The organism is Bradyrhizobium sp. UFLA03-84, from assembly GCF_002289535.1.
Classification (GTDB): domain Bacteria; phylum Pseudomonadota; class Alphaproteobacteria; order Rhizobiales; family Xanthobacteraceae; genus Bradyrhizobium; species Bradyrhizobium viridifuturi.
Genome location: NZ_NSJY01000014.1, coordinates 15,384 through 35,339, shown reverse-complemented (window position 1 = coordinate 35,339; position 19,956 = coordinate 15,384). Strand labels below are relative to the sequence as shown.

Genomic DNA, 19,956 nt, shown 5'->3' with positions numbered 1-19,956 from the left:
GCCAAGGAATGACCCGCATTCCCAATTTCGCCGATGTCGCCTTCCAGCCCGTTGCCGCGTCGATGCCGGCCGCGAGCATCGAGCCATGGCTGACGCCCGAGGGCATTCCGGTGAAGTCCGCGTACAGCGAGGCCGATCTTGAAGGCATCGACTTCCTCGAGACCTGGCCGGGGATCGCGCCCTATCTGCGCGGGCCCTACCCGACCATGTATGTCAACCAGCCCTGGACCATCCGGCAATATGCCGGGTTCTCCACGGCGGAGGATTCCAACGCGTTCTATCGCCGCAACCTCGCGGCCGGACAGAAGGGCCTGTCGGTCGCGTTCGACCTCGCCACCCATCGCGGCTATGACTCGGATCATCCGCGCGTCTCCGGCGACGTCGGCATGGCCGGCGTCGCGATCGATTCCATCTATGACATGCGCACGCTATTCGCCGGCATCCCGCTCGACCAGATGAGCGTGTCGATGACCATGAACGGCGCGGTGCTGCCGATCCTCGCGCTGTTCGTCGCCGCCGCCGAGGAACAAGGCGTGCCGCCGGAGAAGCTGTCGGGCACCATTCAGAACGACATTCTGAAAGAGTTCATGGTGCGCAACACCTATATCTATCCGCCGGCGCCCTCGATGCGGATCATCTCGGACATCTTCGCCTACACCTCGCAGCGGATGCCGAAATACAATTCGATTTCGATCTCCGGCTATCACATGCAGGAGGCCGGGGCGACGCAGGATCTCGAGCTTGCCTATACGCTGGCCGACGGCGTCGAATATCTGCGTGCCGGCCTTGCCGCGGGCCTCGACGTCGATCGTTTTGCCCCCCGGCTGTCGTTCTTCTGGGCGATCGGCATGAACTTCTTCATGGAAGTCGCCAAGATGCGCGCCGCGCGGCTGCTGTGGGCCAAGCTGCTCAAGCAGTTCAACCCGAGGGATCCGCGCTCGCTCAGCCTGCGCACGCACTGCCAGACCTCGGGCTGGTCGCTGACCGCGCAGGACGTGTTCAACAATGTGATGCGCACCACGATCGAGGCGATGGCGGCAACGCAAGGCCACACCCAGTCGCTGCACACCAACGCGCTCGACGAGGCCTTGGCGCTGCCGACCGACTTCTCGGCGCGCATCGCCCGCAACACGCAGCTGTTCCTGCAGCAGGAGAGCGGCACCAACCGGATCATCGATCCCTGGGGCGGCTCCTATTATGTCGAGCGGCTGACTCAGGATCTCGCGAAGAAGGCCTGGGGCCACATCCAGGAGGTCGAGGAGCTCGGCGGCATGGCCAAGGCGATCGAGGCCGGCGTGCCGAAGCTCAGGATCGAGGAGGCGTCCGCCAAGACCCAGGCGCGGATCGATGCCGGCCGCCAGGCGGTGATCGGCGTCAACAAGTTCAAGCCGGAGAATGAGAAGCCGATCGACGTCCTCAAGGTGGAGAACTCCACCGTACGGCGGCTGCAGATCGACAAGCTCGGTCGGCTGAAGAAGGAGCGCAACCAGAAGGACGTCGATGCGGCGCTGGCCGCGCTGACCCGTTCGGCCGGCGAAGGCAACGGCAATCTGCTGGCGCTGGCGATCGACGCCGCGCGTGCCAAGGCGACCGTCGGCGAGATTTCAGATGCGATGGAGAAGGTGTTCGGCCGCCACCGCGCCGAGATCAAGTCCATCACCGGCGTCTACAAGCGAGAGGCAGCGGCCATGTCCAACAAGGTCGAAAAGGTGCAGGCCCTGATCGATGCGTTCGAGGAGGCCGAAGGCCGCCGCCCGCGCATCCTGGTGGCAAAAATCGGCCAGGACGGCCATGACCGCGGCCAGAAGGTGATCGCGTCCGCCTTCGCCGATGTCGGCTTCGACGTCGATATCGGACCGCTGTTCGCAACCGCCGACGAAGCCGCGCGGCAGGCGGTCGAGAACGACGTTCACATCCTCGGCGTCTCTTCGCTCGCCGCGGCCCATCTCACCGCGGTGCCGGAACTGAAGGCCGCGCTGAAGAAGCACGGCCGCGAGGACATCATGATCATCATCGGCGGCGTGGTGCCGCCGCAGGATTACGACGCGCTCTATGCCGCAGGCGCCGAGGCGATCTTCCCGCCGGGCACCGTGATCTCGGATGCCGCCGAGGAGCTGATCCACAAGCTCAACGCGCGGCTCGGCCATAGCGAGGCGGCGGCGGAGTAGCGCCGCCGCATTCGTCCCCTCCCATCTGGAGTTTTCCATGCGCGCCGCTCGCTTGATGACGCCTGCCCGCATCATGGGCCTTGCCGCCCTGCTGGCAGGCCTCTGCCTGCCGGCGCTTGCCGCCGATCCAAAGCCCGACGCCACCATCGAGAACGCGAGCATCGAGGCCAGCGTCTATCTCGACGACAAGATCAAGTCAGATGGCGCACTGGCGGCCGATTGCCTCGCCGAAGGCAAGAAGTGGATCGACAAGAACGCTGCTGAGGCGGCGACCGATCGCAAACAGGAGCCCGACCTGTTCAAGGACCGCGGCGGCTATTCGTTCGAGCGCAAATATTCGGTACGCTCGGTCGTGGACGGCCGCTATGTCAGCGTGCTGCGCGACGACTACATGAACACGCTGGGCGCGCATCCGAACTCCGACGTCAACACCATCCTGTGGGACACGACGGAGAAGAAGCGCATCAGCATCCGCCCGTTCTTCACCGAGACTGCCGACAACGGCCCGACCCTGACGGCGATGCGCAAGGCCGTCGTCAGCGCCCTGAACACCGAGAAGAAGCGGCGCGGCACCGGCGAGACGGCAACCGCCGAATGGTACAAGGAGCTGAAGCCGACCCTGCTCAAGATCGGCGCCGTGACGCTGGCGCCGTCGACCGTGACGGGCAAGAGCTCCGGCCTCACCTTCCACTACCCGCCTTACGCCGTTGGCCCCTACGCCGAAGGCCAGTACGTGATCTTCGTGCCGTGGGAGACGCTGAAGCCGTATCTGACGCCGGAAGGCGCAAAGATCTTCGCCGGCGCACGGCCGAAGGGCGACGCGGACGAGCCGCAATAGGCTCCATCAAACAAGCCTTTTCATCAACAAGGCCTGCCGATGCCGATCCGCGTTCCCCTCGCCTGCAATGGCCGGCCGTTGTAAAGCAGGACCATGATCGCATCGAAACCTGCCTCTTCCGACATCCGTGCCCTCGCCCGTGACCTCCGCGCCGGCCACCGCGCGGCGCTGGCGCGGGCGATCACGCTGGTGGAGAGCCGGCGCGGCGATCACCAGGCCTCGGCGCGCGAGCTGGTGCAGATGCTGCTGCCCGACACCGGCAAGGCGGTGCGGGTCGGCATCACCGGTTCGCCCGGCGTCGGCAAGTCGACCACCATCGATGCGCTCGGCATGTTCCTGATCGAGCGCGGCCACAAGGTCGCGGTGCTGGCGGTCGATCCCTCTTCGGCGCGCACCGGCGGCTCGATCCTCGGCGACAAGACGCGGATGGCGCGGCTTGCGGTGTCCGATCAGGCCTTCATCCGGCCCTCGCCCTCTTCCGGCACGCTCGGCGGCGTCGCGGCGAAAACCCGTGAGGCGATGCTGCTCTGCGAGGCGGCCGGCTTCGACGTCGTGCTGGTCGAGACCGTCGGCATCGGCCAGTCCGAGACCGCAGTCTGCGACATGACCGATTTCTTCCTGGCGCTGATGCTGCCGGGTGCCGGCGACGAGTTGCAGGGCATCAAAAAGGGCCTCGTCGAGCTCGCCGACATGATCGCGATCAACAAGGCCGACGGCGACAACCTCAAGCGCGCCAACCTTGCCGCCGCCGACTATCGCAGCGCGCTGCACATCCTCGCGCCACGCTCCGAGCACTGGCATCCGCCGGTCGAGACCTATTCCGCGCTGACCGGCGCCGGGCTCGACAAGCTCTGGCAGACGATCCTCGACCACCGCACCGCGATGAACGCCTCGGGCGAGTTCGCAGAACGCCGCCGCGAGCAGCAGGTGAAGTGGATGTGGTCGATGCTGGAAAGCCGGATGATGGCGCGGCTGCGCTCGGACGCCGCGATCCGCGCCAAGGTGAAGAAGATGGAGGCCGAGGTCGCCGCCGGCCGCATCTCGCCCGCGGTCGCCGCCGAGCAGATCGCGGAGATGCTGCATTGAGCGGCCGACTGCGCATCCTGCTCACCGGCTTCGGACCGTTCCCGGGTGCGCCGTTCAACCCCACCATGCCATTGGTGAAGCGGCTCACCGCGTTGCGCCGCCCCGCCTTCGACGACGTCGCGCTGTCGAGCCACATCTTCGACGTCACCTACGCGGCCGTCGACCGCGAATTGCCCGCGCTGATCGCGAGCCGTCGCCCGCAGGCGCTTCTGATGTTCGGCCTTGCCGGCCGCAGCGCGCATTTGCGGATCGAGAGCCGCGCCCGCAACGCGGTGACGACACGGTTTCCCGACGCCGGCCGCCAGCATGCGCGCAAGGGATCGATCACAGGCGGCGCCGATGCGATGATGTTCGGGCCGCACAGCGAAAGGCTGCAGCGTGCGGCGCTGGCGACGGGCATCGATGCACGGCTGTCGCGCGATGCCGGCAGCTATCTCTGCAACTACCTGAGCTGGCGCGCGATCGAGGCCGTGAACGACAACGACGACCTGCACCTCGCGCAGTTCGTCCATGTTCCGCCACTTGCTCACGACGGAACGGCCGCACCAGGCAAATCGTCCATCACGCTGGAGGCCCTCGTCGATGCCGGCGAAGCCATGCTGATGGAGCTGGTGAAGTTGACCAGGCAGGCCGCGCGCGCGTGAGCGTGCAGGTTGGACGGAGACTTCAGCGTCGTGGGCGATAACGCTCCCTGCGGACTATGCGGGCGGCAAATCGAGGCCGTCGGGTAACCTGATCCAAAGAACGGTTTGCGCGTCCGGGGAGTGACGCGACAGATGGCCCTTTCCGTGCGTGTCCTCGACCAACACGAACTCGCCTGCAGAGACGTGCCGCACCTCGCCGTCGCTCGTCTCGTATTCGACCGCCCCGGTCAGCCGGACGGACAAATTCCGCACCGGAACGGTGTGCCAATCAACCTGTCGCATGCCGGCAGGGATTTGAGTGATCTCTACGCTAGATGCGGGATAGCGACTGGACACTTGAAACGGCTGGGCGCCGGGCGCGACGGTCACCCTTGCGGTCATGGGAATGTCCACTTCACCGAAGTGAGACTCACCGTCCGGGGTCGCGTAGATCCGAAGACACTTCATCAGTTGCACCTCTTGGCTCACCGGCGGGACCATTGACTACCCTACTATCACTGCATGGGGCAGTCCCTCCTGCAACGCCCGCCGCTTCACCCTGATTCAATGATTGCCAGGTTCGGTGACGAGATTTCGCGAGAGAAGCTGACGAGGCTCGCATTGAAATCGCGATGAGACGCGCCCTCGTCGAAACCCGGCGGGTCGGTGCAAAAGCGGGAAAGTCTCTCGGCGAACTCGCGCGAGCACGGCGCCAAAAAGGCGAAGCGACCGGCAGGCGCGACACGCACCTCCTTGCTCGGCGGCCAGTATGGGTCCCCGCGTTCGCGGGGACGACATGTTGGAGGAACCGCGGACTCATCTCTCCCATGTCTGCTCGGCGCATGCGAGGCGATCCGGTGCGCCGCGGCGACGGTCGGCGGATGACACCGATTACCCGGCTGTTTGACAATGTGAATCCGCTGCACCCGAGGTTAACCCTACCACCAACTATCACCCGGCTGCGTCGGCCTGTTCACCATGCCGCGCCGCATTTCGCGCTACTGATCGGGCGCGAACGTCACCGCTCGCGAATATTTGCGAGGGCCATGCCCATGGATGTCAACCGCCGCCACCTGATCGGAGCATCCGCCGCCGGAGTCGCCGGCGCGCTGGCGATGTCGCCGGACGCGGCGCGCGCGGCGCAATCTGCCGGCTCGCTCGGCCGCGACGTCACGCAATATGGCGTGCGCCCCGGCAGCCCCGACGACCAGACCCGCAACCTGCAACGCGCGATCGATGACGCCGCGCGCGCGCAGGTGCCGCTGGCATTCCCGCCCGGCGTCTACCGCAGCAGCCCGTTGCGGCTTGCACCCGGCAGCCAGCTGATCGGCGTGCGCGGCGCCAGCCGGCTGGTGTTCAACGGCGGCGCCTCGCTGCTGGAAGCCGAAGGCGCCGGCGGCATCGTCCTGATGGGCCTTTCTTTCGATGGCGGCAGCATCCCGCTGCCGGCACGGCGCGGCCTCGTGCATTGCCTGTCCGGGCGCGACATCCGCATCACCGATTGCCAGTTTATCGGCAGCGGCGGCGCCGGCATCTGGTTCGAACAGATGTCGGGCGACGTCAGCAACAACATCTTCGCGGGTATCGCATCGACCGCGCTGGTTTCGTTCGACGCGCTGGGCCTGATGGTCGCGCGCAACACCATCAAAGGTACCAACGACAACGGCATCGAGATCCTGCGAAGTGCGATCGGCGACGACGGCTCGATCGTCGCCGACAACCGCATCGAGGACATCAAGGCCGGCCCCGGCGGCTCCGGGCAGTACGGCAACGCCATCAACGCGTTCCGCGCCGGCAACGTGATCGTGCGCGGCAACCGCATCAGCAACTGCGACTTCTCGGCGGTGCGCGGCAATTCGGCCTCCAACATCCACATCACGGACAACAGCGTCAGCAATGTCCGCGAGGTCGCGCTCTATTCGGAGTTCTCGTTCGAGGCCGCCGTGATCGCCAACAACACCGTCGACGGCGCCTCGATCGGCGTCTCCGTGTGCAATTTCAACGAAGGTGGCCGGATCGCGGTGGTCCAGGGCAACATCATCCGCAACCTGCTGCCGAAGCGCCCTGTCGGCACCGACCCGAACGACGGCGCCGGCATCGGCATCTATGTCGAGGCGGACAGCACCGTCACCGGCAACGTGATCGAGAGCGCGCCGACCTTCGGCATCGTCGCCGGCTGGGGCAAGTATCTGCGCGACGTCGCCATTACCGGCAATGTGATTCGCAAGGCATTGGTCGGCATCGGCGTCTCGGTGGTGCCGGGCGCAGGCTCCGCACTGATCAACAACAACATGATCGCGGAAACCCCTGGCGGCGCGGTGATCGGTCTCGACCACGCGCGTCCCGTCACGTCAGATCTGTCAACATCCGGCGCCCAGCAATATGCACAGCTCGTGGTCGGCGCCAACGCGGTGCGGCGCTAGCGCGAGGCCCCGGTCGGCCCCATCCAGCGGTGGACGAAGCCGATGCAGAGAACGGCGAGCATCGCCGCGGCCAGCGCCGCCGCGCAATTCACAACGGACAGCAATCTGAAGACGTCCGACGCCGACATGTCCCAGTCAGGCGTCCTCGTCATGAACGAATACAGCAGGAAGCCGGTCAACAAGACGGCACCGATGCAGCTGGCGATGAGAACGACGTCAAGCCTGCCGAGCAGGCCGGGATCGGAGACCTGCCAGCACCGGTAGAGCGTGTAGACCACGATGACGGCAATGCCGGCCGGCAAGGTGACGAAGATGGAAATCAATCCAGCCAGCTGACCAGTGAACTCTACGATCGACACGACGACAGCCGTTGTCAGCGCGATATTCAGGAAGCGCCTCGTGACTTGATTGATCGCGCGCATCCCCGCGGCGCTGCGGTAATCCGCAAAATTCGCGCCGAGTGGCAGGCCGAGCTGCCGGAGTGCCACGGCTGCCAGCGCCAGACCGAAAACAATGCCGGGGATCGCCGCCGGGATCATCAGGGCGAACGAATGTGTGGCAAGGAACGCCAACGTAGCCGAGCCGAAGCCACCGAAGGCTGCTATGACAATGATATAGGGCATGGCAACGGCCGCGCTGGTCGAGTTCACGATCAGCCGGACTATTCGCAGCAGCGCTTAACAATCCGCCTTAGAGAAAACCTCGCTCTCTCGGAAATGCCGGCAGCCGCGACCAAGGGTCGCGGACCCCTTCGGCCTAGAGCGCGTTGCGCAGCAGCGGATAGCGTCGCTGGATGGTGTCGAGATCGAGCACCGGCGGCGGCATCACCGGAGGGGGCATCTCCAGCGGCGGTGCGTCGGCGACGACGGGCGGCTGGTCGAGCACTTCGGCCGCCGTTTCCAGCGCGGCGGCAACCGCGGTCATCGCGGCCTCCGCCAGGGCCGCAGCCTCCGCGCGGCGCTGCGGCAGCGGCGAGAGATCGGGCGGTGGCAGCTTCGACTTGCCACGGCCGAGCCAGGACAGGTCGATCGGCGAATTGTCGAGTGAGGCTTCGCGGGTCAGCAATTCCCGCCAGATGTCGACAGCGGCGCGGGCTTCCCTGATGTTCTCGAGAAAGGCCTGCTCGCTGTGATAGCGGCGCCAGCGTCCGGTCTCGAACAGCTCGTTGAGGTGCTCCAGCCTTTGCTCGGCGAGGTTGCACCAGCGCGCAACAATCTCCTGGCCTCTGGCCACGTCGGTCCGATGTGTCATTGAATTTGCCCGCAGGGAAAGAAACGGACGCAGACGCAACCGAACCGAATCAACTGGACGTGACACTGATATTCTGTGGAAAAGGTAAATAAAGTCTAACTAAATTCTTAATCGACGGCGGGCGATCAAAGAAGTCCGCTCTACTACGGAGTTTCTTGCTCGAACCTTCGTCAAGTCATCGACTTGCATGATGGCGATGCGCGCCGCTTCGATTTGCTGCGCAGCCGAATGATCCACAGCAAATCGGCGCGGCCATCGCACGCTGTCATACCGTCACAATCACCCAGTCCAGCGCAGCATGCGCGGCTGCGTTCGGCCTGTCCGTCATCCGTGAGGCATCCCCAAAATGAAAGACCCGTCCGGGGGGACAACCGGACGGGTCAAAGCCATATGGGCGCTTGGGGTGGATGGGCGCTCGCGCCTGATATAGCCGGGGAGGGATAAACCGCTCCCACACACATAAGTCGTGAGAGGAAGGCCGACGTTCAAATCGTCGGCGATTTTTTTAACCTTTCGTCGCCCGGTTCCATTGCACCGTTGCCGGCGTTCGGCGCCGAAAATCACTGTGCAGCCCGATGATTTGCAGCGGAATCATCAGATGCGACCGACGGCGCGCCTTCGTTCAACGCGCGGCTCACGGAAGTGTTATTGCCGTCCGGCGCGGGCTGCGGCGGTTTGTCCACGGCCGACGCGACGGGCGCGCTGGTCGCCGCCATCACCGCGGCAAGCGCGTCCGCCTCCCCGGCCCCGAACAGATCGTCGCGCCCAGGTGTCCCGAGATCGCGGGCCGTGCTGGTCAGGACGCTTCGCACCTGGGCAGGCTTCAAAGCCGGACCGCGCTCCAGCACCAGCGCCGCGATGCCGCTGACGAACGCGGCCGAAAACGAGGTGCCCGACATCAGCTGGTACTTGCCGTCCGGCACCGGCACGAGAATGTCGGCGCCCGGCGCCGCCAGCGCGATATGGCTGCCGCGGTTCGATGCCGCCATGAGCCGTCCGCCGGCATCGATCCCGCTCACGGCGATTACGTCGGGATAGGCGGCCGGATACAGCGGCGGTGATTTCGGGCCGGCATTGCCGGCCGCGGCGACCAGCACGACATCGCTCGCAGCAGCGGCCGCCACGGCGCGCTCGACAAGTGCATCCTTCGGTCCCGCAAAGCTCATGTTCACGATCTGCGCGCCGTGCGCCACCGCGTGGTCGAGACTCCTGAGGATCACATAGGACGTGCTCTCGGCGCCGCCGGCAACCGCACCGAAGGCGCGGATCGCCAGGATCCGCACTTCCGGTGCGCTCCCCGTCAGCTTGACGCGCGCTGCGATCGCGCCGGCGATTGCGGTGCCGTGGACGTGCGGGCCATCCTTGCTGCCGAGCGCATCGAACGTATCCGCGACCGTGTTCGTCAGTTCCGGATGCGCGGCGTCGATGCCGGAATCGATGACGGCAAGAGTGACATTCATCCCGCGCGCCAGCCGGTGCGCCTCGGGCAGATGCAGCTGCGTCTGCGCATATAGCGCCGGATCATTGCCGCCAGATGGCGTGTTCTGGTCCTGCAGCGCGTAACGGTAGTTCGGCTGCACGGAGCGGACGCTGCTGTCGTTTGCGAATTCGCGGCTCACGGCATCGGCCGAGCGATTGCCGGCCATGCGGAACAGGCCGACGGTCGCCCCGAGCAACGGGATATTCTGCGAGGCAATCCGCCTCAGGCCATGGCGGCGCGCGAGCGCATCGGTCTCGGCCTCGGTCAAGGCGCCGTCGATCTCCGCCACGAGTTCGTTCGGCACGGTTCGCGTGCCCGCCACGTCCTGCGCGCGCGTGCCGCCACCGCCGGCCCTGCCCTTCCTCGCTGCGCCCTTGCCGCCACCGTTGCCGGCGACCGGCCGGTCGGAGCATTGGCCGCGGTCGCCGTCGTCGCAGCCAGTGGAGAAACGAGGCGCGTCGCGTGCATTGGGCGGCCGCATTCCCGATCGCGGCCCCTCGCCGGTCCAAGACGCAGCCGGGCCGCGGTCCGCCGAGAGCGGCGTGCGGCCAGTGGTGCCGCCGAACCCTCCACCGGCCCTGCCGATGCCGGGATTGACCCGCGGCCCGGGCGACATTTGTGGCCCACCGCTGATCGGCGATCGCATGAAATTCTGGGCGTAGGCCGAACCGGACAGGCAAACCAGCAGCAACGCCGCGGCCGCGACGGCCGCTCTGTTCGTCGATCTGGTCCGGCCGTTGGCGGTCATGGTGACCTCAAGTCGGCGCAGCAGCGTCAGCCGCAGTCTACGGTGTCTCCACCGCGAGGCTGACGATCTTCTCCTTCTGCAAGCGGGCAATCAGCGACGCGACGCCGTCCTTGTCCATCGCGCGGAACTGCAACCGGAACATGCCGCCCTTCCCGTCGACGATCGAGCCCTGGTAATTCTCCAGCAGCGACGTGATGTCGGCGATCCTGGCGTCCGGCGTGAAGCGCACCAAGAGCCGTGTCGGCGTTGCCGCCACGCTGGCACCGAGGTCGCGGGTGATCGGCGCACTGGGCGCAGGGCTAGAAGGTGCAACGGCCGCGCTTGGCGCGCTGCGCTGTTCAGCGACGTCGAGCGAGGCGGTCTGGAACGAAGCCGGCTGGCTGCGCATCAGCACCGCGCCGATCACGCCGGCCTGCAACAGCACCACGAGCGCGCCGAGGCTGGACGACCAGGCCAGCGTCCGCGGCGACAATTTGGAAAAGAACTCCGAGATCCCGGCCGACATGCGTGCACCTGCCGATGGCTTGCGTTCCGGTTCGGCATCGATCGCAGCAAACAGCTTCTGCATGGCGCGCGCCGAGGGCGCACCGAGGCTCTCGTTGAGGCCGATGGTCTCGGCATATTCCTCGCGGATGACGGCATACTGCCGGGCCAGCTCCGGATCGGACGCGAGCGCGTCCTCGACGCGGCGCGCGTCGCGCGCGTTCAGCGTGCCGGCCGCGTGCCAGGGCAGCAGCATCTCGACATCGTCAGGTTCCTGACCCTGCACCTTCTTGTTGCTCGCAGCCATCATGGCCAACCTCGCTCGACACCGGCTGCCTTCAGCAACTCGGCAAGTTTCTTGCGCGCATAGAACAGGCGCGTCTTCACGGTGTTCTCCGGAATCCCGACGATCTCAGCGACGTCTTCCACGGATTTCTCGTGATAGTAGACAAGATCGACGATCTCCCGGTGTTCCGCTGATAGTCCCGTCAGGCACTTACGCAGCGTCGCGCCGGTGTCCTTCTTCTGCACCACCGTTTCCGGATCGTCGGACGTATCCTCGATCGCGTTCGCGGCCTCATCGTCCAGTTCGGCGTCTTTCCTTCGCCGCAGCGAGGACAACGCCTTGAACCGGGTAATCGCCAGAAGCCAGGTTGAAACGGCGGATCGTCCCTCAAACTTGCCCGCCTGACGCCACACGTCCAGAAAGACCTCGCTGATGAGATCCTCCGCCACCTGTTCGTCCCGCACGAGCCGAAGCCCGAAGCGGTACACCCTGACATGATGCCGTCCGTACAGCACCTGCATGGCGAGCCGGTCGCCTTGAGCGATCCGAGCGATCAGAACCTCGTCTGAAGCCGCCTGTGTCGCGCTCAATGGCCGTCTCGCAAAGTTGGTCTGAGGGGGGTGGTGGGTGGTTCGACGCGAGAGCCAAGATTCTTCACATTACGGCAATGTCCAGACCGCATGTGTGATCTATGACACAGTCGGCGATCCGAATGAGGAAAAATCGCCGGAGACTCAACAATCGGTATCATAACACCAAAAACTCTCGCGGACGCCCACCGTCCGGCCGGACCATATCAAGCCTTAGCCGGCAAGCCAGCGCCGTTGCGAAGCCGGCGTTGGCGCAAGCTCGCGGCGGGCCCGCTCCCGGTCCCCCTCGGTGAACGGATTCCCCTTATGAAACAAGGGCGATGACCGGGTTCCACCGGAGCAAATTCGGTTCCAAAAGATACCAAACCTAAAGGCTTTCCCACTTAGATTTTCGCCGGATTTCACCAATGGCGAGACCATGGGCAGCGCTGCGTCGTCACTTCCCAGTCCGATCGCGGGCGCATCGGAAAGCGGCCGTCCCAGGCTGACGGTCGAGCGGCTGGCGCGCCGGACCAGGCAGCGGCGCCAGATCCAGTCGATGATCGCTGCCTGCTTCGTGCTCGACGCCGCCGTGCTGCTGATCTACGCGCATTCCGGCACCACGTCGGTGCTGGTCGCGGCGGGCTATGCCCTGACCGGCCTTGCCCTTGTCGCGGTCTATGTACTGCTCTCCGAGCGCGGCTTTCACGAGCGCTTCCGCGACCACTACCTGGTCGCCCCGCAATCGGCCGTCAACATGGTGAACCTGCTGGTGTTCACCTACATCGCGCCTGAAGTCGGCGTGCTGTTCCTCTGCAACCTGTTCGTGGTGTTCGGCTTCGGTGCGCTGCGTACCTCGGCGCGGCAGACTGCTGTCGTCTGGACCATCATGGTGCTGGGCCTCGCCGCCCTGTTCCTCGGCACCGACAAGGCGATCGGGATGCCGACCGGCACCCGGATCGACCGCCTCGGCACCATGCTGGTGTTCGCACTGACGATCGGGCGCTGCATGTATCTCGGCATCTTCTCGAGCTCGATGCAGCAATCGCTGTATCAGAGCGGCGTGAAGCTGAAGGAGGCCTACCGGCGCATCGAGGAGCTCGCCGAGCTCGACGAGCTGACCGGCACCTCCAACCGCCGCAGCATCATGCGCACGCTCGATGACGAGATCGCGCGCTGCACCCGCAACGGCAGCTCCTGCGCGGTGGCGCTGATCGACCTCGACCATTTCAAGCGCATCAACGACGTGTACGGTCACCCGATCGGCGACGAGGCGCTGCGCACCTTCGCCATCGGCATGTTCGCCAATCTCCGCAGCATCGACCGCTTCGGCCGCTACGGCGGCGAGGAGTTCCTGCTGGTGTTGCCCGACCTGTCGCAGGATCAGGCGATGCGCGCGCTCGAGCGGCTGCGTGCGATCATCGCCGATCTCGACTGGAGCGCATTCTCGCCGGGCATGCGGGTGACGATCTCCGCAGGCGTCACGACGCTCAAGCCGAACGAAAACTCCGACACGCTACTCGCCCGCGCCGACGGCGCGCTTTACGCAGCCAAGGCGAGAGGACGCAACCGCATCGCCAGCGCCTGACATCGTTTCATTTCCCAATTTGGCGCCGGAGAAGCCGTCGCCACCGCTCCAGGACAGAGTCATGAGTTTGAAGCCCGAGACCGCCCCCGAAAGTCTGCTCGACGAGCTGCAGACGACGCTCGCGCACGGCACCGTCGCCCGCCGCGTCGAGACGCTGCGCCGCGTGACCGACCTCTTCATCAACGGCTCGGTGAACTATTCGGACGAGCAGATCGTGCTGTTCGACGACGTTTTCCAGTGCCTGCTCGAGCACATCGAAAACTCGGCCAAGGCGCTGCTCGCCAACCGCCTTGCCCCGATCGACACCGCGCCGCCGCAGACCATCCGCACCCTTGCATTCGACGATCTGATCGAGGTCGCAGGCCCGGTGCTGACGCTGTCGCCGCGGCTCGACGACGACACCCTGATCGAGACGGCGCGCAGCAAGAGCCAGGCGCATCTGCTCGCGATCTCCAACCGGAAGACGCTGAGCGGCGCCGTCACCGACGTGCTGGTGCTGCGCGGCAATGACGAGGTGATCCAGAGCGCGGTCAACAATCCCGGCGCGGAGTTCACCGAGCGCGGCTTCACCCGCCTGGTCAGCCGCGCCGAGGGCGACGACAATCTGTCGACCTGCGTCGGCCTGCGCCCGAACATCCCACGGCATCTCTATCTCAAGCTGGTCGCCAAGGCCTCCGACACCGTCAGGCAGCGGCTCGAGGCCGCCAATCCGCAGCAGGCCAAGGAGATCCCGATCGCGGTGAAGGAAGCCACGCGACGCGCGCGTTCGGCGCCCGCCGCCGTGACGCCGGACACCACGATCGCGCATGCGCTGGTCAAGTCGCTCTACCAGGACGGCCGGCTCGACGAATTCCAGCTTGCGGCCTTCGCCGAGGCCGGCAAGTTCGACGAGACCAATGCCTCGCTTGCCGCGCTCGCCAATGTCTCGGTCGCCGTCGCCGAGAACATGATGATCGAAACCCGCGCCGAGGGCGTGATGATCCTGGCCAAAGTGTCGGGCCTGTCATGGTCGACGGTGCGATCGATCATCAATCTGCGCGACGACATCTCAGGCGGCGAGCCGACCGACTTGCAGGCTTGCAAGGACACCTATGAGCGGCTGCGGCCTTCCACCGCACAGCAGGTGCTGCGCTTCCATCGCATGCAGCAGTCGGCGCCCGCGGCCTAGATTGCTGTTTGAGGCGCTTTCTTCACGCGAACCGGTACCCACTTCGCTCGAAAACGCTCTAGTACCGCAACGCCCGCTTCCCCATCAGCGCGCCGACGCTCGCGACGATCGCGGTCGCCAGCGTGTACCAGGTGGCGACGAACAGCGGCGAGTCATCGGTGCAATGCGACGCATAGACGGTTGCCGCGAGCCCGGCCGAGAGCAGGCCGGCCACCGCGCCGGCGACCGCCGGCCGCGCCGGCGCACCTTGCCTGAGCCCGTACAGCGCGCCGACCAGCAGCGGCAACGACATCGCCGGGATCGCGGTCATGCACGCCATCGAGTTCTTGCCGATCAGGCGCGTCATCATCGGCGTACGCTGCGGCATCATCATCTCGCCGCTGATCGCGGCAACGAGGATGCCGGCGGGAATCAGCAGCCACCAGCCGAAACTGCGCAGCGAGGCTTCCGGCCGCGACAGATGCAGGCTGACCGCGATCGCCGAGGCGGCGAGCGCCAGGGTCACCGCGAATTTCAGATCGAAGAACGGATTATGCATCGCGGTCATCACGTCGGGCCGCACGCCGAGCTCGGCGAAGAAGATCAGCAGCGAGACCGGCGCCGCCGCCAGCAGCGCCAGCATCAGCGCCAGACCGATCGGGCGTGCGCGATAGGCATTGTCGGCGGCAAGGGTTCGAATGAGTTGATCCGTATCCATGCTCAACGATCCCGTAATTTCTCGGTGAGGCTCGCAAGCCCGCGATGCAGCGCGACCCGCACCGCGCCCTCGGTCATCGAGAATTTCGCCGCGGTGTCCTTGATCGAGGTGCTGTCGACCGCGATCGATTGCAGCACGTCGCGCTGACGCGGCGGCAGCGCCTGGAGCTGGGCGGTGACCTCACCGGGCGATGCCGTCGGCTCCGGCGTTTCCCCCGGTAGCGTTTCGGCGAAGTCATCGATGTTGACGAAGATGCGCTTGCCGCGGCGGCGCAGCGCGTCGATCAGCTTGTTGCGCGCGATCGCGAACAGCCACGGCGCGAACGGCGCGTTCGTGTCCCAGGTCTGTCGCTTCAAATGCACCGCCAACAAGATGTCCTGCACGATGTCCTCGGACTGATCGACCGGTTGTCCCGCGCGCGCCAGGCCGCGTCGCGCCGCGGCACGGAGTACCGGCGTGATGGCCTTGAGCAAGCGATGATACGCCGCGTCATCGCCAGAAATGGCCGACCGCATCAGGTCGGTCCATTCATCCTCACGTTCGCGCACGCAGGCTCCTGAATTGCAATTCGGCCGATCTTTCAGTTCGTTACGCGGCCAACCCAGAACATCACGAATTCGTGATCGCGGTCCTCCGGCCAGGCCGCGCCGGAGATCGGGCTCTGAGAATCGCTCCGGCGGGTTTGCAGACGTCACGGCTCATAACACCGATCGGTCCGACAAGCATCGGGGCTGCGGCCGCCGAACACCTGCTGGGACGAAATTGCCCAGCTTTTGCCCCCTGATGCCCGAAGATTCCCTTTTTTTGCCCCGGTGTGGACACGCAGCGGGGTCTCATTTCGGCTTTGGGACGGGCGAAATGGGGAGATCATCAGAATGAAGATCAAAGCCAATGGGCGCTTGGCCTTGATGGTTGCGACAGGGCTGACCGGGCTTACGATGTGCCTCGCTGTTCCGTTGCCGGCGCATGCGGCCGGTTCGGACGCAGCGGCATCGAAATCTGACAGCGCAACGACCGACAAGTCCGCGCAGAGTTCGCGGCATGTCCGGCGCCATGCGCGCCACAGCTCATCAAAGACCGCCGACAAGTCGGCCGACAAATCCGAGACCAAGAAGACGGCCGGCAAGGATGCCGGCAGCGTGACGTCGGCCGGCATGCCGGCCACGGTCGCCAATGCCAATGCGGAGCTGACCTCCGGCGACGGCAATGCGAGCCCTCCGCCCGCCAGTGTCAATCCGATGATGGCCGCCTCCGACAAGCCCGCCGACGCGCAACCCGACGGCGGCGTGGTCGCATCCGACCAGCTCAACGACCTCGACCGGGCCCTGCAACAGGCGCAGCCGGCGGAGCAACCGCAACCGGTTCAGCCGCAGACCGCCCAGCAGGAGACGCCGGCTGTGCAGCCGCCGCCTGCTGCCGCAGCGGCACCCAAGCCGGCCCCAGTGCTGGCGAGCAGCGACAGCGCGAGCTGGGACCAGACCTCGCTGATCGGGAAGATCTTCATCGGCTTCGGCGCCCTGCTCACGGTGGCCTCCGCCGCACGTATGTTCATGGCCTAGCCGAGGCACTTGCGGCTTGCGGCGCGGGATAGCGCCGCACCGCGGCCCAAAGCCTCGCTTCAGCCACTTGAAGCGCATCCCGCCAGCGGGCACATTGCCCGCCAAATCAGGCACGGGGTTTGCGTCATGGCTACGTTCGAATTCATCATCGTCGAAAGCAAGGGACCGGTTGGCGTCATCACGCTGAACCGGCCGAAAATGCTGAATGCGCTGTCGTTCGGCGTGTTCCGCGAGATCGCCGCGGCGGTCGACGATCTCGAGGCCGACGACAAGATCGGCTGCATCCTGATCACCGGCAGCGAGAAGGCCTTCGCGGCCGGCGCCGACATCAAGGAGATGCAGCCAAAGGGCTTCATCGACATGTTCAACAGCGACTTCACCGCGATCGGCGGCGACCGCGTCGCCCGGTGCCGCAAGCCGACCATTGCGGCGGTCGCAGGCTATGCGCTCGGCGGCGGCTGCGAGCTCGCGATGATGTGCGACATCATCATCGCGGCCGACACCGCCAAGTTCGGCCAGCCGGAAATCACCCTCGGCACCATCCCGGGCATCGGCGGCACCCAACGCCTGACCCGCGCGATCGGCAAGTCGAAGGCGATGGACCTCTGCCTCACCGGACGAATGATGGACGCCGCCGAAGCCGAGCGCTCGGGCCTGGTGTCGCGGATCGTTGCGGCCGACAAGCTGCAGGAAGAGGCGCTCGCTGCGGCCGAGAAGATCGCCTCGATGTCGCGTCCGGCCGCCGCGATGGCCAAGGAAGCCATCAACCGCGCGTTCGAGACGCCGCTTTCGGAAGGCATGAATGTCGAGCGCAACCTGTTCCACTCGACCTTCGCGCTCGAGGATCGCTCCGAAGGCATGGCGGCCTTCATCGAGAAGCGCAAGCCGGTCAACAAGAACCGCTAAAGCGCGATGCGATCAGGTTGGGGCGTGATCGCGCTTAGTTTTTTGTTTGCGCATGATCTCGTCGGAAAACCGCTTCGCACTTTTCCGGATCACGCGTTGCGGCTCCGTTGCAATGCCGCGGTGACGAGCGCGCGATAGGTGCGCTCGGCAAGATGCGTCGGCTTGTCGAGGCCGAGCCGCGCCAGGCATTCGCGGTCAGCCGCGTCGGGCGGATGCCGCATCCCCTGCCACAGCATGCCGGCGAGCTGCAGCGGCGTACGCTGCGCCTGCTGCAATAGCTGCAGCGCCGGAATCAGCCGCTGCTCGACGTCGGTGAAGTCGCTGCCGAACGGGAACGACGGCAGCAGCCCGGCGTCGCGCGCGGGCTTCAGCGCATCGCGGATCCGCTCGGGATAGTTCTCGCGATGAGCCGCTGATATCTCATGGCTCCGCGGCAGCTTGCCGGCGTCCTTGGCCTGCCGCAGCAGTTCACCCTGGAAGCGGGAGTCCGAGATCTGTAGCATTGCCGCGATCACGTCCGCATCGGTTTTCCCCCTGACATCGGCAACGCCATATTCGGTGACGAAGATATCGCGCAAGTGCCGCGGAATGGTCTCATGGCCATACGACCAGCGGATGTTCGACTGCGTTTGCTGGCCGGATTGATGGGTTGCCTCCAGCGCCAGCACCGAGCGCGCGCCCTCGAGCGCAAACGCCTGGGCTACGAAATTGTACTGGCCGCCGACTCCGCTGACGACCTGGCCATTCTCGAGCCCGTCGGAAATCGCAGCGCCCAACAGCGTCGCCATCATCGCGTTGTTGACGAAACGCGCATCGACCCGGGCACGGCGCTTGCCGTCCTCGTCGCCGAAGACCTCGTTGGTGAAGGACACCGGCATCATCTGAATGCGCGCCAATTGCTCCGGTGGCATCTCGCGCAGGGCGCGATAGAACGATTGCGGTCCGAGGAAGAATGCGCCGTGCAGGATCACGCCGTCGACGTCGCGCTTGAGGATGCCTATATCGATCAGTGCGAGGAACGCCTCGAACAGCATCTCGCTGACGCCGTAGAGGCCCTTCTCGAACGGCCCGGTCTCGGCCGCCGCGAGCTGTGCGGTAGCGGGTGCAAGCCGCTGCATGATGCCGTGGAATTGGGCGTTGTCGCGGTGGCGGACCACGAGCCCTTGCGCCAGCGCATCGCCGACCTGCCCGATGCCGATCTGCAACGTGCCGCCGTCGCGGACCAGACCGGCGGCGTGCAGTCCGAGGGCATATTTGGTATCGCTGATCGGCTCCGACGGCGGCGCGAACAACGGGAAATCGGCGTCGGGACTGTCGAGCACCGCGGCGAATTCATCCGCCGGAAGATCGCCGGGTCCGGGCATGAACGGCAGCTCGGAATTGACCTGGCCGATCAGCTTGAATGACGCCCGCCCCTGCGCGCGGGCGCGCAACACATCGAGCGTCGTGTCGGTGTTGCAGCTCAAACTGTATCGCGGCACGCCGTCGACCACGCGCTTGGCGACGAGCTGCGGGACGACGTTCAATCCGCGCGACAGCAGATATGACGCCGCGTGGGTGTAATTGGCGGAAATGTAGTGCTGCTGGGCGAACGGTCGATAGAGCCACTGCCCAGCGAGGAAGAAGAATTCGATCACCTTGATGTTGGGCGGGAGCGCTCCGCGATGCAGCGCGTCCGCATAAGCGAGATCCGGATAGGAGCCGAACAGGCGATCGATCACCGGGCCGATGAAGCGCTGCTCGAGCAGGTTCATCGGCTTCGGCTTTTCCAGCGTCAACGCGGAGAACAGCGTCAGATTGATCGAGCGATCGCCGACAGCCCGCGCATACAGCGCGTTGACGATGTGGTTGGCCTTGCCGAGGCCGAGCGGCAGCCCCACCACCAGCTTGGTTCCGACGTCACGAATGATGTGCTCCGCGATCGCCTCGGGGTCGGAGAAATACTTAGGCATCTGCAATGAACCCAGACAGGCGGTGGATAACCGGCGTTGCTGAATCGACGGGCGGCGGTTCGAACTTATACTTCATATGACAGTCGCGTTCGCCTGTGACGAACCGGCAACAGACAAGAACCGAAATGATG

The 19,956-nt window shown here is 65.6% G+C and carries 18 protein-coding genes; 9 read left to right on the top strand and 9 right to left on the bottom strand.

Going from position 1 to position 19,956, the window contains the following annotated elements; genetic code table 11:
* Positions 1-8 precede the first annotated feature (8 nt).
* The 4 genes from scpA (at position 9) to CK489_RS21875 (ending at position 4,736) form a co-directional block, all read left to right on the top strand.
* A complete protein-coding gene (gene scpA / locus CK489_RS21890) occupies positions 9-2,168 on the top strand; it encodes a methylmalonyl-CoA mutase (RefSeq protein ID WP_095733769.1) in 2,160 nt (719 codons plus the stop codon).
* A gap of 73 nt (positions 2,169-2,241) precedes the next feature.
* Positions 2,242-3,006, top strand: a complete 765-nt coding sequence (locus CK489_RS21885) for an RsiV family protein (RefSeq protein WP_502694145.1) — start codon at positions 2,242-2,244, stop codon at positions 3,004-3,006.
* A 93-nt stretch (positions 3,007-3,099) separates the two neighbouring features.
* Complete coding sequence (gene meaB / locus CK489_RS21880) at positions 3,100-4,092, top strand: methylmalonyl Co-A mutase-associated GTPase MeaB (protein ID WP_095733767.1); 993 nt, start codon at positions 3,100-3,102, stop codon at positions 4,090-4,092.
* The gene (locus CK489_RS21875) at positions 4,089-4,736 is read left to right on the top strand and encodes a pyroglutamyl-peptidase I (RefSeq protein ID WP_095733766.1); all 648 of its coding nucleotides are present in this window, start codon (positions 4,089-4,091) and stop codon (positions 4,734-4,736) included. Before meaB ends, CK489_RS21875 begins: the two co-directional genes overlap by 4 nt.
* Positions 4,737-4,790: 54 nt before the next feature.
* On the opposite strand, the gene CK489_RS21870 is transcribed toward CK489_RS21875, so the two are convergent.
* A complete protein-coding gene (locus CK489_RS21870) occupies positions 4,791-5,183 on the bottom strand; it encodes a cupin domain-containing protein (RefSeq protein WP_095734603.1) in 393 nt (130 codons plus the stop codon).
* 584 nt (positions 5,184-5,767) lie between these two features.
* Here CK489_RS21870 and CK489_RS21860 point away from each other — a divergent pair.
* Positions 5,768-7,138 carry a TIGR03808 family TAT-translocated repetitive protein gene (locus tag CK489_RS21860; RefSeq protein WP_050626250.1) on the top strand — a complete coding sequence of 457 codons (1,371 nt, stop codon included), beginning with the start codon at positions 5,768-5,770 and terminating at the stop codon, positions 7,136-7,138.
* Here the strand turns inward: CK489_RS21860 and CK489_RS21855 are convergent.
* The 5 genes from CK489_RS21855 to CK489_RS21835 all read right to left on the bottom strand — a co-directional run bounded on the left by CK489_RS21855 (position 7,135) and on the right by CK489_RS21835 (position 11,976).
* Complete coding sequence (locus CK489_RS21855) at positions 7,135-7,761, bottom strand: hypothetical protein (protein ID WP_143278199.1); 627 nt, start codon at positions 7,759-7,761, stop codon at positions 7,135-7,137. The genes CK489_RS21860 and CK489_RS21855 overlap by 4 nt on opposite strands.
* A gap of 133 nt (positions 7,762-7,894) precedes the next feature.
* Entirely contained in the window at positions 7,895-8,389 is a 495-nt protein-coding gene (locus tag CK489_RS21850) for a TIGR03809 family protein (protein ID WP_050626248.1), read from the bottom strand.
* 560 nt (positions 8,390-8,949) lie between these two features.
* Positions 8,950-10,617, bottom strand: a complete 1,668-nt coding sequence (locus CK489_RS21845; protein ID WP_095733765.1) for a S8 family serine peptidase — start codon at positions 10,615-10,617, stop codon at positions 8,950-8,952.
* Positions 10,618-10,654: 37 nt separating this feature from the next.
* On the bottom strand, positions 10,655-11,407 hold the full coding sequence (locus CK489_RS21840) for a hypothetical protein (RefSeq protein WP_050626247.1): 753 nt from the start codon (positions 11,405-11,407) through the stop codon (positions 10,655-10,657).
* On the bottom strand, positions 11,407-11,976 hold the full coding sequence (locus CK489_RS21835; RefSeq protein WP_035652535.1) for a sigma-70 family RNA polymerase sigma factor: 570 nt from the start codon (positions 11,974-11,976) through the stop codon (positions 11,407-11,409). Before CK489_RS21835 ends, CK489_RS21840 begins: the two co-directional genes overlap by 1 nt.
* A 418-nt stretch (positions 11,977-12,394) precedes the next feature.
* Here CK489_RS21835 and CK489_RS21830 point away from each other — a divergent pair, with 418 nt between their 5' ends.
* Both CK489_RS21830 and CK489_RS21825 read left to right on the top strand, forming a co-directional pair.
* Positions 12,395-13,543 carry a GGDEF domain-containing protein gene (locus CK489_RS21830; RefSeq protein ID WP_050626246.1) on the top strand — a complete coding sequence of 383 codons (1,149 nt, stop codon included), beginning with the start codon at positions 12,395-12,397 and terminating at the stop codon, positions 13,541-13,543.
* Positions 13,544-13,604: 61 nt separating this feature from the next.
* Positions 13,605-14,711 carry a DUF2336 domain-containing protein gene (locus CK489_RS21825; RefSeq protein WP_095734602.1) on the top strand — a complete coding sequence of 369 codons (1,107 nt, stop codon included), beginning with the start codon at positions 13,605-13,607 and terminating at the stop codon, positions 14,709-14,711.
* A 58-nt stretch (positions 14,712-14,769) separates the two neighbouring features.
* Here CK489_RS21825 and CK489_RS21820 read toward each other — a convergent pair whose 3' ends face one another.
* Together CK489_RS21820 and CK489_RS21815 are read right to left on the bottom strand one after the other, a co-directional pair.
* Positions 14,770-15,408 (bottom strand): NrsF family protein, encoded by a 639-nt coding sequence (locus tag CK489_RS21820; protein ID WP_050626245.1) that lies wholly within the window; start codon positions 15,406-15,408, stop codon positions 14,770-14,772.
* Positions 15,409-15,410: 2 nt separating this feature from the next.
* Positions 15,411-15,956, bottom strand: coding sequence for a sigma-70 family RNA polymerase sigma factor (locus tag CK489_RS21815; protein ID WP_050626244.1), 546 nt, complete (start codon positions 15,954-15,956; stop codon positions 15,411-15,413).
* A 327-nt stretch (positions 15,957-16,283) separates the two neighbouring features.
* Between CK489_RS21815 and CK489_RS21810 the strand changes: the two genes are divergently transcribed.
* Both CK489_RS21810 and CK489_RS21805 read left to right on the top strand, forming a co-directional pair.
* On the top strand, positions 16,284-16,967 hold the full coding sequence (locus CK489_RS21810) for a hypothetical protein (protein WP_095733764.1): 684 nt from the start codon (positions 16,284-16,286) through the stop codon (positions 16,965-16,967).
* 126 nt (positions 16,968-17,093) lie between these two features.
* The gene (locus CK489_RS21805) at positions 17,094-17,873 is read left to right on the top strand and encodes an enoyl-CoA hydratase (protein WP_050420160.1); all 780 of its coding nucleotides are present in this window, start codon (positions 17,094-17,096) and stop codon (positions 17,871-17,873) included.
* Between the two features lie 89 nt (positions 17,874-17,962).
* Here the strand turns inward: CK489_RS21805 and CK489_RS21800 are convergent, their stop codons facing one another.
* Entirely contained in the window at positions 17,963-19,825 is a 1,863-nt protein-coding gene (locus CK489_RS21800) for an acetyl-CoA hydrolase/transferase C-terminal domain-containing protein (RefSeq protein WP_095733763.1), read from the bottom strand.
* Positions 19,826-19,956 lie beyond the last annotated feature (131 nt).

What these genes read in the sequence shown, in the direction of transcription:
- CK489_RS21845 (WP_095733765.1), bottom strand. Translation starts at nt 10,617, where the DNA reads ATGACCGCCAACGGCCGGACCAGATCGACGAACAGAGCGGCCGTCGCG.
- CK489_RS21800 (WP_095733763.1), bottom strand. Translation starts at nt 19,825, where the DNA reads ATGCCTAAGTATTTCTCCGACCCCGAGGCGATCGCGGAGCACATCATT.
- CK489_RS21855 (WP_143278199.1), bottom strand. Translation starts at nt 7,761, where the DNA reads ATGCCCTATATCATTGTCATAGCAGCCTTCGGTGGCTTCGGCTCGGCT.
- CK489_RS21870 (WP_095734603.1), bottom strand. Translation starts at nt 5,183, where the DNA reads ATGAAGTGTCTTCGGATCTACGCGACCCCGGACGGTGAGTCTCACTTC.
- CK489_RS21810 (WP_095733764.1), top strand. Translation starts at nt 16,284, where the DNA reads ATGAAGATCAAAGCCAATGGGCGCTTGGCCTTGATGGTTGCGACAGGG.
- CK489_RS21850 (WP_050626248.1), bottom strand. Translation starts at nt 8,389, where the DNA reads ATGACACATCGGACCGACGTGGCCAGAGGCCAGGAGATTGTTGCGCGC.
- CK489_RS21885 (WP_502694145.1), top strand. Translation starts at nt 2,242, where the DNA reads ATGGGCCTTGCCGCCCTGCTGGCAGGCCTCTGCCTGCCGGCGCTTGCC.
- meaB (WP_095733767.1), top strand. Translation starts at nt 3,100, where the DNA reads ATGATCGCATCGAAACCTGCCTCTTCCGACATCCGTGCCCTCGCCCGT.
- CK489_RS21820 (WP_050626245.1), bottom strand. Translation starts at nt 15,408, where the DNA reads ATGGATACGGATCAACTCATTCGAACCCTTGCCGCCGACAATGCCTAT.
- CK489_RS21805 (WP_050420160.1), top strand. Translation starts at nt 17,094, where the DNA reads ATGGCTACGTTCGAATTCATCATCGTCGAAAGCAAGGGACCGGTTGGC.
- CK489_RS21840 (WP_050626247.1), bottom strand. Translation starts at nt 11,407, where the DNA reads ATGGCTGCGAGCAACAAGAAGGTGCAGGGTCAGGAACCTGACGATGTC.
- CK489_RS21860 (WP_050626250.1), top strand. Translation starts at nt 5,768, where the DNA reads ATGGATGTCAACCGCCGCCACCTGATCGGAGCATCCGCCGCCGGAGTC.
- CK489_RS21825 (WP_095734602.1), top strand. Translation starts at nt 13,605, where the DNA reads ATGAGTTTGAAGCCCGAGACCGCCCCCGAAAGTCTGCTCGACGAGCTG.
- CK489_RS21830 (WP_050626246.1), top strand. Translation starts at nt 12,395, where the DNA reads ATGGGCAGCGCTGCGTCGTCACTTCCCAGTCCGATCGCGGGCGCATCG.
- scpA (WP_095733769.1), top strand. Translation starts at nt 9, where the DNA reads ATGACCCGCATTCCCAATTTCGCCGATGTCGCCTTCCAGCCCGTTGCC.